Source organism: Streptomyces sp. GbtcB7, from assembly GCF_019091445.1.
GTDB lineage: Bacteria > Actinomycetota > Actinomycetes > Streptomycetales > Streptomycetaceae > Streptomyces > Streptomyces mirabilis.
Genome location: NZ_JAGXJM010000025.1, coordinates 1 through 11991, shown reverse-complemented (window position 1 = coordinate 11991; position 11991 = coordinate 1). Strand labels below are relative to the sequence as shown.

The window sequence follows — 11991 nt, the reverse complement described above, 5'->3', positions numbered from 1 at the left end:
AATACGGCGTGGGTCAGGGCTCCAGGAGCAGATTGAGCGTCGGCAGGGGGCCGCCCGGGAACTGTTGCAGCCGTCCGCCGGACGTCAGCGTGCCCAGATTGATGACCGCCCACCCCACCCGCTCCGCCAGCCGCGTGACGCGCTCGTTGGCCCCGGGGTGGTTTCCCGAGAGGAAGATCACCCGCCGTCCGACGAAGGTGCGCGGATCGGAGCCGAGCACCGCCGGTGTCAGGGTGTTGAACGCCTTCACCAGGCGTGCTCCGGGGACGAGTTCGGCGACGACCTCGCTGGAGGTGCGGCCGTCGAGGTCGGCGACCTTGAAGTCGGGCGGTCCGAGCGGGTTGGTGGTGTCGATGACGATCCGCTCCTGCCAGTCGAGGACGTCCGCGGCGGCCACCGCCTCCCTCAGCCGACGCCACGGCACGGCGAGGACGACGATCTCCTCCTTGGCCGACTCCGCGACGGTGGCGGGCGTCAGGGCCGGGCCGATCGAGGCGGCGAGATCCCGCAGTGACTGCGGGCCCCGGCTGTTGCTGATGACGACCTGCTCGCCCGCGGCCACGAACCGATAGGCGAGGGCCTGGCCGATGGCTCCGGCACCGATGATTCCGATGGGCATGAGGTGTCCTCCTCCTTGAGTGCAGCGGCTACGACAAGAGGGTGACGGTCAGCATCACGCCGCAGGTCACAGCGGCGCTTCTGTCATGTGACTGGGCCGGGTCCGCGACCCACGCGGGTGTCGCGGGGGCCGCCTTGACTCGGGCGTCGTCCAGACGATTTGATCCTGAGGTGCCCAGGCGCCGCCGCCGGGCACACAGAGGTGCGCCCAGCCGGTAGCGGACACCGTTCGAGTCCGGCCAAAGTCGCCAGGACCGCGGGAGCGTCCGAGGCGGGGTCGTACCCGCGATCGATGGAGCCGACATTCCCGCCCAACGTGTTTCCCGCGTCACCGGCCTGGGGGCAGCCGCCGCCCTGGTGGCGCTCGCGACGCTGGTGAGCTGTACGACCGGGTCGGACGAGGGGACGCCACCCCAGCAGGGTAGGGCCTCCCCGCCGAGCCCGAAGGTCGTACAACTCCCCCCGCTCCACGCGGGCTTCGACTACCAGATCGGCGGCGCCTATCCGCCACCCTCTGGCGTCCGTATCGTCAGCCGCGATCGTTCGGACTCGCCCGCGCCCGGCCTGTACAACATCTGTTACGTCAACGCCTTCCAGGCCCAGCCGGACGCGTCGAAGGCGTGGCCGGCCGATCTGCTGCTGCGGGACGCGCACGGCAAGGTCGTCATGGACCGCGACTGGAACGAGGCGCTCCTCGACCTCCGCACGCCCGCCAGGCGCAAGCGGGTGGCCGCGCGGGTCAACCGCTGGATCGACGAATGCGCCGCCAAGGGATTCGACGCCGTCGAGCCTGACAACTACGACAGCTACACCCGTTCCGGCCGTCTGCTGACGGCGAACGACGCCACCGCGTTCATCACGCTCCTCTCGGCCCACGCGCACGCCCGGGGGCTGGCCATCGGACAGAAGAACACCTCGGAACTGGCCGGGCTCAGGTCGAGGACCAAGCTCGACTTCGCGGTGGCCGAGGAGTGCGGCCAGTACGACGAGTGCGGCACGTACGCAAAGGCGTTCGACGACCGGGTGGTGGACATCGAGTACACCGACAGCGGTCTGCGCAAGGCGCTCGCGAGCTACGGGGGCCGACTGAGCATCGTGCGCCGTGATGTGCAGGTGTCGACGCCGGGCAGTGCGGAGTACGTCCGCCGGACGCGCTGACGGACACTGCCTCGGCCAGCGAGGGGTCACCGTGCATACTCGCACCGAAGCCGGGTGGATTCCGGATGAGCGGGTGCGCACGGAGCGGACGTATCAAAGGGCATGTCGACATCCATGGCCAGCAGACAGGGCGACCGCCTGCCCACGAGCACCGCCAGACCGCCGGGCCGGTTCGATCGGCTCCGGCGGCACCGGCGGTGGCTGCTCGCGCTGGCGGTGGTCGCCCTGCTGGCCCAGATGGCGGTCGCGATGGTCACGGCGGCCGCGCAGCAGACGCCGACGATCGACGAGCCGGTGTACGTGGGCACGGCGGAGACCTATGTGCGGGAACACAGCCTGCGCTTCAACCCCGAGCATCCGCCGCTGGGCAAGCTCATCATCGCGACCGGACTGGTGTTCGCCCATCCGCACCTGGAGGCCCACTTCACGGGTGATCAGACGGCGCTCGGACGGCGGCTGCTGTACGAGTCGGGCAACGATCCCTGGCGGGTGATGCTGTGGGCGCGGCTGCCGGTGATCGTGCTGACGCTGCTGTTCGGTCTGGTCGTCCTCGCGTTCGCCCGTGAACTCGTCGGCGCCGTGGGCGGGTTGGTGGCGCTCGCGCTGTACGCGTTCTCGCCCGACGTCATCACCAACGGCTCGCTCGCCACACTCGACGTACCGGCGGCCGGTTTCCTGCTGACGTCGGTGTGGCTGGCGTGGCGGGCCCGGCGTCGACGGCCCCTGCTCCACCTCGCTCTCGCGGGGGCGGCGCTCGGCGCGGCGCTCGCCACCAAGATGAGCACCCTGCCGGCGGTGCCGGTGCTGCTGCTCCTGGTGTTCCTCTCCTTCTGGCAGGCACGCCGCACGCCGGGCCTGGGCCTGCGCGCGCAACCGCGGCTCGTCGGCCTGGGTGTGGCGGTGGCTGCCGGTACGGCGCTGGTGGCGCTCGCCGTCGTCTGGGCGACCTATCTGGTCGTCGACCCGCAGCTGCGCTGGACGGCTCCCGCGAACCTCCCGGCCGTGCACGGTCTGCGCGGGCTCGTCATCGACTGGCTGCCGGTGCCTCGGCCGTACCGCGACGGGATGCGCATCCAGTTCGGCTTCGAGAACGACGTGTGGACCGGCTTCCTGTTCGGACGGCTCTACCACGGCTCGCTCTGGTTCTACCTGCCGGCGGCGCTGCTGGTGAAGACACCGCTCGGCATGATCGCGCTCTGGCTCATGGGCCTCGGCGTGATGGCCGCCGTGCCCCGGCTGCGGCCCGCCGCCCCGTACGTCCTGCTCCCCCCGGCCGTCCTGCTGGCCGTGGCCATGACCGGGTCCCGGGACCTCGGCGTCAGATACGCCCTCTTCGTCCCGGTGTTCCTGGCGGTGGCGGCGGCCGGGGTCGTCGCCCTGCGCCGGCGCTGGGCCCACCTCGTCACGGCGGCGCTGGTCGGCTTCGTCGCGATCAGTTCGCTGCGCGCGTTCCCGTACTACCTGCCGTACTCCAACGAGGCGTTCGGCGGACCCTCGCAAACCCGTCTGCGGCTGCACGACTCGAACGTCGACTGGGGGCAGGACCTGGGCCGCCTGGCCGACCGTCTGTCCGAGCGGTATCCGCACGAGCGGGTCTGGCTGGTCTACAAGGGCAGTGGTGTGCCCGCCTACTACGGGATCGAGGCGGCCGATCCGCGCAAGGTGCCGCCGAGCGAGGTGCACGGACTGCTCGCCGTGTCGGACACCGCCGTCGCGAAGGCCGACGGCCGTCTGGCGGCACTGCTCGACGGCGCCACGCCCATCGACGACGTCGGCCACTCGATCACGATCTACCGTCGCGCGTGACCCCCAGGCGTCACGCGCGAGAAGCGAGCAGGTCCAGGGCCGTTCCCCAGGGGAACTCCGCGCGCAGACCGTCCTGCCCCGGCTCCCCGGAGTAGCGGTCGCCGAACCGGACACCCATCCCGCGCAGCCGCTCGACGCTCCCCCGGTACGCGGGGTGTGCCGCCAGCGCGTCGCTCACACAGGGCAGTACGGCGATCGGGACGCGGAGGCCGTACGCCTCGTTCAGCGTGCCGAGCGCGAGGGTGTCGGATATGCCGGCCGCCCACTTGTTGACGGTGTTGAAGGTGGCCGGGGCGACGGCCACCGCGTCGGGGGCCGGGAAGGGGCGCGGGTCGCCCGGGGCCCGCCAGGCGGACCTGATCGGGCGCCCGGTCTGTGCCTCGACGGCCGGCGCGTCGAAGAAGCCGAGCCCGTGCGGGGTGGCGATGACGCCGACCTCCCAACTCCGTTCCTGTGCCGTGGTGATCAGTTTGCTGACGTCCCGCGCGACACCGGCCGCGCACACGACGACGTACAGGAAGGGCTTTTCGGCGTGTTCGGTCACGTGGGAACCCTAGGGCGTGTCCGATGAATCGTGTGACAGACGGTCGTTCGGGTCGTTTTGTTCGGCGTGGGGCGGGGTGATATCTCTGACGCGGAGTGGGTGCTGCTCGAACCGCATCTGCCGAAGAGCACGGGCCGGGGCAGACGATGGAAGAGCCATCGCGTGGTAAGCAGCCAGCTGGGACCAGCGACCAGAACGTCCCATGGCTCTTGCCGACCCAGCGACCCGGGAGACCACTGACCAGCGCACGACTCAACCACAGCCTCCGGCAGATCGGGCTTCCACCCGAGCCCGGACGATGCGCGACTCTTCTCGATCTCTGCACCCAGCTGCCCGCCGAGCTGCTTCAGAGACTGCTCGGCATCAGCGCATCCGCTGCCGAACGCTGGTCAGATGGAGAGGTCCGCACCGGCTACGCAGCCGAGGTGGCCAGCCGGTCATGACCCGATTCCACACGCCCTCGGGACCGGCGGCAAAGCACTTCGTGGTGAGCGATGAACGCCGGCAGTCCTCACTCAGCCATCACCATCCTCAACTCCTCCACGCGGTCCCCACTGATCAAGGCCCGAGTAGATCAACGCAGTGCGGCCTTTGGGAAAGGCGAGACTCTCGGCCTCTCCTGAATAGATCGCCACCAACGAGTCAGTTCCTCGCCACCAGGTGTCCCTTCTCGACATCAAACCCTCGAAGGTAATCGGCGGTTGAGCCTCTGTTCGTGGCTAAGGCGACGTTCCATGGAGACAAGGCCTGGTGCGCTGACATGCCGTCATGGATCAGACGCTTTGTGGACATCGGCGTCTGCTACGACGGACGCGGGGTCCCACAGGAACGCTCGATGTACCTGCTGGGATTAGCCACCGCACACGCCACTTTCGTCGGCCTCGTTCGGGGACTGGACGTACCAGGTCAGCAGCGGGTCCACTCGACACTCTGGCGACAGGAAGATGGCGTCGCCGGGGCGGTCCCCCGACTCCGCCTCGCGTTCCCCCAAGCCGTCGAACCAGGTCTGCGGCTCGCTTGACCCTGATTGCGGACCGGCCGCCCGTACCCAGAAAACACGCCGTGCCTTCACAGACCAGCCCTTCAGCAGTCGCTTCAACATCCCTATTCAATAGGGAATTCGTCGTCCTCGGACGCCAGCGATGGTCCGACCTCATCGAGGCCTGCGCCGCGTACACGGACCGCGTCCACGGCTGGCGCAACTTCCAGTGGAGCTCCAGGCATAGGAGGTCGCCGTCATCCGGGAGAAGCTCACCGAAATCCGCAGGTTCATCACCGGAGTCGTCGCCCCGCACACGGCTCTGCAACCGAAGGGCCGGTGGATCAAGCACCTGAACACCCAGCTCGGCTCGGTCGAGTCCACGCTCGACGCGATCACCGACTACATCGACGCCTGACGAAGGAAAGTTGCCGCGGCGACGCTGCTACCCCTCCGAAACCTGGGACGACGGATGGGCGCCGATCGAACCGCTCCTGCCGCCCCCAGCATGCGAGACCCGGACGGGCGGGCGGTCGGAGAAGCACCCCCCGACGAGAGATCGTGGACGCAGGGCGTCGAGCAGCGAGCCGTACAGATCTTGCCTGCGCCCAAGATGTCGAGGACGCATCGCTCCTGGCTGAGCGTCGGGGTGGGTGGCGGTTGCCATGCGCTGTTCGAGCGGGCTGCGCTGAAACGGCGCGGCTTTCGCCCGCGAGCGGGAAGGAGGGATGCAAGAACGTCAGCGTCAAACGTCCCAGCACACAGACAAGGAGTCTGGATAACTCAGGTTGAGGAGTCCATCGAGGTGAACGTCCCGGTGCGCGCCGCCTACAACCAGTGGACCCAGATTAAGGACATCCCGCAGTTCATGGACAGCGTCGGCCACGCCCAGGCAGGTGCTGCCTCGGAAGACGCCGAGTTCCTAGTGCACGAACCCGGTGTCGACGGAACGGACCGTGAGCCCGATCTCGTAGTCGCCCGGGTAGGTCACCTCACCGAGATACTGGATCTGGTACGACTAAGGCGGCAGATCAGGCACCGAGCCCCCACCACTCGTCCGGTAGCTGCATCTCGTCGAGATCGGCGATCAGCTCGTCTGGAAGCTGGAGCGGCCCCGAGTTGTCGGCCAGCACGACAATTGCGTCGCCCACTGCCCACATGCTGGCCGCCCAGCATGATCACCTGTTCGGAGGTGAAAGAGGAGCGCCCGACCCGGCGAACGCCGGTGTGCACCGGCACGCGGGTACCGACCGGTCCAGCCGGAGCGAGCCGGCTGGACCGTTGGCCGACGAGCAGTATCTGGTACGGGCCGAACCCGCCCTTAACGATGTGGCGTTCGAAGCGGTGCAGCCGCAGCCGAATCCGGGCGCCTTCCAGCCAGCGGGCCATGCCGATCGTGCTTGCCGAGCCGTCTCGGCCAAGATCAGCTGCCGCACCCGGACATCGACCTGGACGCTGGCACTCTGATCTTCAGGAGAGTTTATGCCTGACGCCCCTAGGTCAACGTCGACTCCGCCACCAAGTCGGACAGTACATGCCACGATCGTGTCCCACCGGGAACCCATCCATGCCACGCGCCGGCTCCGGCTACCTCCAGCCGGCGCAGCTCGACAGTCAGCGGGCGATTGAGATCGCGAAGGGTGTGAATCCGGTGGACCGGATGACGTGCGGGACGAAGAGGATCGCGGCCTCTGTGGCGCGGGCGGTCTGGATCCCGCCGAGGTCGGTGATCCATTCCTTTTGCCAGCCGAGGTCGGTGAGCAGTTCGCGGACGGTCTGCTTGGCCTGCGGGTCCTCGCCGGAGAGGAACGCGGTCGGCGTCTGGGGGAGCGTGGCCGGCGAGGTCATCACCGGGAAGAGCATGGTGTTGAGCGTCTTGACGACGCGCGTTTCGGGGAGCGCTTCCTGGAGCTGTTCGGCGAGGCTCGAGCCGGGGTAGATCAGATCGGCGGGCAGTCCGTCCGGTCCGTCGGTGGTGGCGTTGGAGACGTCGACGAGGATCTTGTCCCGGAGTTCTTCGCGCAGAGCGGCGAGCCGGTCCAGCGAGCCGGCACCCGGGGTGGCGTTGATGACGATCCGGGCAGTCCGGGCGGCGTCGGCGGCGGCGCCCGGCGTGCGGTCCGCCACGGTCACTTCGTGTCCTGCCCGGGCGAGGGCTGCGGCCAGGTTGCCGCCGACGCGGCCGTTTCCGAGAACTGCGATCGTGGTCATGATGATCTGGTCCTTCCGTGCGTGCGGGTTGTGGTGCGCGGTCAGCGCGAGAGCGTGGATACGGCCTCGGCGTGGACGCCGGGCGCGGCAGCCAGGAAGCTCTGGCTCTGTGGGGTCCAGGGGCGGCCCTCGGCGTCGGAGATCCGTCCGCCGGCCTCGGTGACGAGCAGCGCTCCGGGAAGCAGGTCCGCGCGGGCGCCGGCGAACTGCCAGAAGGCGTCGATCCGGCCGGCGGCCACGTTCAGCAGGTGCAGGGTCGCGGGCACGGCGGCGCGGACGACGAGCGCGTCGAAGAGCATCGCGGTGATCGAGGAGCCGACGCGCCGCACGACCTTTTCGTCCTCGTCCGGCCGGGCCTGGCTGGTGGCCACGATGCTCAGGCCGAGGTCCGCGGTCTGGGAGACGTGCAGCGGCCGGCCGTCGAGGTGGGCGCCCGCGCCGGTGAGCGCGGTGTAGGTCTCGCCGGTCAACGGCAGGTGGACCGCGGTGAGCACCGGCTGGTTCTCACGCACGAGGGTGGCGGTCACCGCCCACTCCGGCAGGGCGTGCAGGTGGTTGACGTTGCCTTCGGCCGGATCCACGACCCACCATTCGCCGGGCGGCAGCGCCCCGCCGTCCAGTTCGTCCTCCACCCAGCCGGCGTCCGGGCGCAGGCGCGTGAGGCGGGGGCGCAGGATATCGAGGGCCGTGTCGTCGTTGGCGGCGAGCGCGCGCATCAGCTCTTCGCGGGTCTGGTAGCGGACCACCTCGCCGAAGCGCTCGCGCAGCGCCGAACCCGCCTCACGCACGGCGATCGCGGTCTGGGCGAGCAGGTCGGCGTCGGAGGCGGCGACGTCAGTGGTCTGAAGCGTTTCGGACATGGTGGTATTCCCGTCTGAGGAGCGGTGCTGAGGCCGGTCGAGGGCCGAACTGCGCGTTACTTCTTGCGCTTTCGCCTCAACGGTATGCAGCCCCGCAATTAACTTCAAATGCATGTCAGGCACGGCTAGGATTACTCACATGCAATTGGATTTGAACCTGCTCGCCGCGCTCGACGCGCTGCTGGAGGAGGGCAGTGTGGCCGGGGCGGCGGCGCGCCTGCATGTCACCGCCCCCGCGATGAGCCGGAGTCTGGGCCGGATTCGGCGCACGACCGGGGATCAGATCCTGGTGCGCACCGGCCGCACGATGACCCCGACGCCGTATGCGATCGCCGTCCGGGAACAGGTGCATGAGCTGCTGCACCAGGTCCAGGGGGTGCTGGCACCGAGCCGTGAACTCGATCTGGCAACGTTGGAGCGCACTTTCACACTCCGGTGGCACGATTCCCTGGTCGCCTTGAGCGGCCCCGCACTGCTCGCGGCCGTGCGCGGACAGGCGCCGGGCGTGCGATTGCGCTTCGTCGCGGAATCGAGCATCGACACCCCCGAGTTGCGGCGCGGCGAGGTCGACCTGGAGGCGAACGCCAACCGCCCGAGCGCACCGGACATCCGTGCCGAGAACGTGGGCGAGACCCGCCTCGTCATCGTCGTGAGGCAGGGGCACCCCCTCACCCGCGTCAGGACCGTCACCGCAAAGCGGTACGCCGCCGCTGAGCACGTCACCGTCTCGCGACGTGGAAACCTCAGCAATGCCCTCGACGACGCCCTCGCGCGGCTCGGCCTCACCCGCCGCGTGGTGGCGACCGCGCCCACGGAAGCGGCCGCGCTGGAGTTCGCGCGCGGCTCCGATATCCTGATCAGCGTCCCCGAAGCCACCACGCGGTCAGCGGTCGCCGACCTCGGCCTGGTCGTGCTCCCGCTCCCGCTCGAACTGCCGTCGGCACCGATATACCTGTCGTGGCATCAGCGCTACGACACCGACCACGCCCACGCCTGGCTGCGCGGGCTGGCGCGAACCGCGCTGGCCATGTGCGGAGCGTCGTAGTCGGCGCCGTCCGGCCGCTTCACCCATACGTCCATGGTCCACGCGACCACCACGGCGATCTGCTTGAACGTCAGCAGCGGCTTGTCCGTGCGGGTGCTGGCCGTGGAGGCGGCCAGACCGACGCCTGCGGCTCACAATCGCGGATCGCCGGTGTGCAGATCAATCTCACCGGGATTTCCTGTACCTCAACTACTCACGCCCCGATCCCGGAGCCGAGGGACCATAGGGTGAACACAACGGTCGTCGGCACCTCGCAGGCCGCGGAACACGTGGCGGGACTCGCCGCCTACCTGCTCTCCACGTCGAAGGATCTGACCCCCGCGACCGTCGGAGAGGCCATCACCATTCTGGCTGTCCCCGACCGCCTGCTCGATCTGCCAGTGGGCAGCCGAACCTGCTGGCGTTCAACAACGCGTCGACCGGCTGACCATCTCCCTACAGAGGGCACGTCGATCGTCGGCTCCGCCGACTACGCCGCCGCCTTCGCCCTCGACGCCCAGCAGCGCTTGCAGACGCCGACGACCACGGACGATCTCGCGACGGACGCGGCGTCGCAGGACCTGGCGGACCGCATCGCCCACTTCGCCGGCGCCGGACTCTTGGACACGGACAACCCACGCCTGGCCGCCGACCACTTCAGCGCCCTGACCGTCCTGCTGGCCTACGAACGGCAACCGATCCCCGCCACCGCCGACCCGGAAAAGGTCCGCCAGACCATGGCCGACGGAGCCCACGCGTTCATCCGCGCGTACGCCACGCGCTAGGAACGGGCTCCGTACCCGCGTGAGGACGGAGTCGGGAACGCGCTGGGCGGGACGCCACTTCTGGATGTCTCCGAACCGGGTCTGTTCTCGTATGACTGCGGCGAGGCGGCGTGCGTCTTGATCGTGACGGCGGACTCCGCGATTCCCGGCTCCATACCCGGGTCAACGCCGCCGCCCCCAAGACGACGCGGTCACCGGGCCGGGCTCGCTCGTTTGACCCAGATAGGTGAGTCAGCGCCGCGTATCGCCGGGCGCGAGGAGGCTGGTCAGCTCCGAGATCACCTCGGGAGAGGGCTTGAAGTAGCGGATCGACTTCCCCCGGGGCTGGTCGCCGAGCTGGCCCAAAAGCAGATACGACGAGGCGTCCGCCGATCCGTGCAAGCCCTGGCGGGTCGTTTCGGGGAATCGCGTTGCGTCGGGGGTTCGGCGCGCGGAGGCCGGCGTCGGGGTGTGGAGTTCCCCGACGAACCCTCAGTTGACGCTGACCCTCGCACGGGTCCTGCACCTGCACGGCATCCCCGCGACCATCTACGAAGCCGAGATATCGGCGGACGCCCGCACGCAGGGCGGTCAGCTCGACATACACGAGTACAACGGGCAGCTCGCCCTCGAAGCGGCCGGCCTCACCGACGAGTTCCGCGCGATCATCCACGAAGGCGGCGAGGCCCTGCGCGTGCTCGACCAGCACGGCGCGGTACTGCTCGACCAGCCCGACGACGGCACGGGCGGTCGCCCTGAGGTGCTCCGCGGAGACCTGCGTCGGATTCTGATCAACTCGCTGCCCGACGAGATGATCCAGTGGGGACACAAGGTCACCAGTGTCCGCCCCCTCGGAGACGGCAGACACGGGCTGACCTTCGCCGACGGGCCAACCGTGACGACCGGCCTCCTCGTCGGCGCGGACGGCGCCTGGTCGAGGATCCGGCCGCTGCTCTCCGACGCGAAGCCCGAGTACGTCGGCACGTCGTTCATCGAGACCTACCTGTACGACGCCGACCAGCGCCACGCCGCAGCGGCCAAGGCCGCCGGCGACGGTTCCCTGTTCGCCGTCACAGCCGGCAAGGGGATCCTTGGCCACCGAGAGGCCGACGCCGTTCTTCACACCTACGTCGCGCTCAACAAGCCGCAGGACTGGATCACCGCCACCCTCGCCAGCCCCGAAACGGCGGCGGCCCAGGTCGCGGCAGAATTCACCGGATGGGCGCCTGAACTCACCGCACTCATCACTGACGGGGAAACCGCCCTCGCCCCGCGCCCGATCAACGCCCTGCCGATCGGCCACCGCTGGGATCGCGTCCCCGGAGTGACGCTGCTGGGCGACGCCGCCCACCTCATGTCACCGTTCGCCGGGGAGGGCGCCAACCTCGCCATGTTCGACGGCGCCGAACTCGGCAAAGCCATCGCCGCACATCCCGACGACATCGAAGCCGCCCTTGCGGAGTACGAGCAGGCCCTTTTCCCCCGCAGTGCCCAGTTCGCCGCCGAATCCGACAAGAATCACCAGCTCATCTTCGGCGACAACGCCCCCGCCAGCCTGCTCGACCTGCTCATCGGCCAGGAGTCGACCGAGTGAGCGAGATCGCCGGAGGGGAGAGGGAGTTAACGAGCCGAAGTCAGTAGTCTGCTTACGCCGGGCGACGCGCGTCGGTGACGTAGGCCGCCGGTCCGCCCGTCGATCTGGTTTCCGCGTTCGCGTTACCGGTGCCTTCACTGGTGATCTGCGAGTTGCTCGGGGTGCCGTTCGCCGACCGGGCCGAGTTCGGTGCGCGCAGCAACCGGTTCTTCGACAGGACCATGTCCCCGCAGGAACGGCTGCGGTTGGACGCCGAAGCTGACGCTTACATGCACACCCTGGTCGCACGGCATCGGGAAAAGCCAGGGGACGACCTGCTGAGTCTCTTGATCCGCGAGCACGGCACGGGTGCGCTTTCCGACGAAGAGCTGGTCGGCCTGGCGGACCTGCTGCTGATCGCCGGCCACGAGACCACTGCGAACGTGATCTCACT

At 69.1% G+C, this 11991-nt stretch carries 12 protein-coding genes and 3 pseudogenes; 10 read left to right on the top strand and 5 right to left on the bottom strand.

The features are described 5' to 3' along the window. Positions 1-13: 13 nt before the first annotated feature. Positions 14-619, bottom strand: coding sequence for an NADPH-dependent F420 reductase (locus KVT44_RS34505; protein WP_217571257.1), 606 nt, complete (start codon positions 617-619; stop codon positions 14-16). 302 nt (positions 620-921) lie between these two features. Between KVT44_RS34505 and KVT44_RS34500 the strand changes: the two genes are divergently transcribed. Together KVT44_RS34500 and KVT44_RS34495 are read left to right on the top strand one after the other, a co-directional pair. Further along, entirely contained in the window at positions 922-1776 is an 855-nt protein-coding gene (locus KVT44_RS34500) for an endo alpha-1,4 polygalactosaminidase (RefSeq protein ID WP_217571435.1), read from the top strand. 237 nt (positions 1777-2013) lie between these two features. Continuing rightward, the gene (locus KVT44_RS34495; RefSeq protein WP_254650317.1) at positions 2014-3582 is read left to right on the top strand and encodes a phospholipid carrier-dependent glycosyltransferase; all 1569 of its coding nucleotides are present in this window, start codon (positions 2014-2016) and stop codon (positions 3580-3582) included. 10 nt (positions 3583-3592) lie between these two features. Here KVT44_RS34495 and KVT44_RS34490 read toward each other — a convergent pair whose 3' ends face one another. Next, a complete protein-coding gene (locus tag KVT44_RS34490; RefSeq protein ID WP_217571253.1) occupies positions 3593-4126 on the bottom strand; it encodes a flavoprotein in 534 nt (177 codons plus the stop codon). A 66-nt stretch (positions 4127-4192) separates the two neighbouring features. Here KVT44_RS34490 and KVT44_RS34485 point away from each other — a divergent pair. From KVT44_RS34485 to KVT44_RS34480, 4 genes and pseudogenes are all read left to right on the top strand, one after another. After that, a pseudogene (locus KVT44_RS34485) lies at positions 4193-4294 on the top strand (IS5/IS1182 family transposase); the annotation flags it as partial. 1239 nt (positions 4295-5533) lie between these two features. Further along, positions 5534-5681 (top strand): annotated as a pseudogene (locus KVT44_RS58570) (IS5/IS1182 family transposase); the annotation flags it as partial. 202 nt (positions 5682-5883) lie between these two features. Further along, positions 5884-5985 (top strand): annotated as a pseudogene (locus KVT44_RS58565) (cyclase); the annotation flags it as partial. Positions 5986-6263: 278 nt separating this feature from the next. After that, positions 6264-6572, top strand: coding sequence for a hypothetical protein (locus KVT44_RS34480; protein ID WP_190171068.1), 309 nt, complete (start codon positions 6264-6266; stop codon positions 6570-6572). A 147-nt stretch (positions 6573-6719) separates the two neighbouring features. Here the strand turns inward: KVT44_RS34480 and KVT44_RS34475 are convergent, their stop codons facing one another. Then, positions 6720-7316 (bottom strand): NADPH-dependent F420 reductase, encoded by a 597-nt coding sequence (locus KVT44_RS34475; protein ID WP_190171067.1) that lies wholly within the window; start codon positions 7314-7316, stop codon positions 6720-6722. 41 nt (positions 7317-7357) lie between these two features. Beyond that, entirely contained in the window at positions 7358-8176 is an 819-nt protein-coding gene (locus KVT44_RS34470; RefSeq protein WP_217571251.1) for a 3'(2'),5'-bisphosphate nucleotidase CysQ, read from the bottom strand. A gap of 139 nt (positions 8177-8315) precedes the next feature. Here KVT44_RS34470 and KVT44_RS34465 point away from each other — a divergent pair, with 139 nt between their 5' ends. Continuing rightward, complete coding sequence (locus KVT44_RS34465) at positions 8316-9221, top strand: LysR family transcriptional regulator (protein ID WP_143611723.1); 906 nt, start codon at positions 8316-8318, stop codon at positions 9219-9221. A 227-nt stretch (positions 9222-9448) separates the two neighbouring features. Continuing rightward, positions 9449-9985, top strand: coding sequence for a TetR/AcrR family transcriptional regulator C-terminal domain-containing protein (locus tag KVT44_RS60660; RefSeq protein ID WP_308314191.1), 537 nt, complete (start codon positions 9449-9451; stop codon positions 9983-9985). Positions 9986-10216: 231 nt separating this feature from the next. Here the strand turns inward: KVT44_RS60660 and KVT44_RS58555 are convergent, their stop codons facing one another. Then, positions 10217-10366 (bottom strand): hypothetical protein, encoded by a 150-nt coding sequence (locus KVT44_RS58555; protein ID WP_254650298.1) that lies wholly within the window; start codon positions 10364-10366, stop codon positions 10217-10219. A gap of 94 nt (positions 10367-10460) precedes the next feature. Between KVT44_RS58555 and KVT44_RS34450 the strand changes: the two genes are divergently transcribed. After that, positions 10461-11558 carry an NAD(P)/FAD-dependent oxidoreductase gene (locus tag KVT44_RS34450; RefSeq protein ID WP_254650297.1) on the top strand — a complete coding sequence of 366 codons (1098 nt, stop codon included), beginning with the start codon at positions 10461-10463 and terminating at the stop codon, positions 11556-11558. Positions 11559-11719: 161 nt separating this feature from the next. Next, a partial coding sequence (locus KVT44_RS34445) for a cytochrome P450 (protein ID WP_217571247.1) occupies positions 11720-11991 on the top strand: 272 nt, incomplete at its 3' end.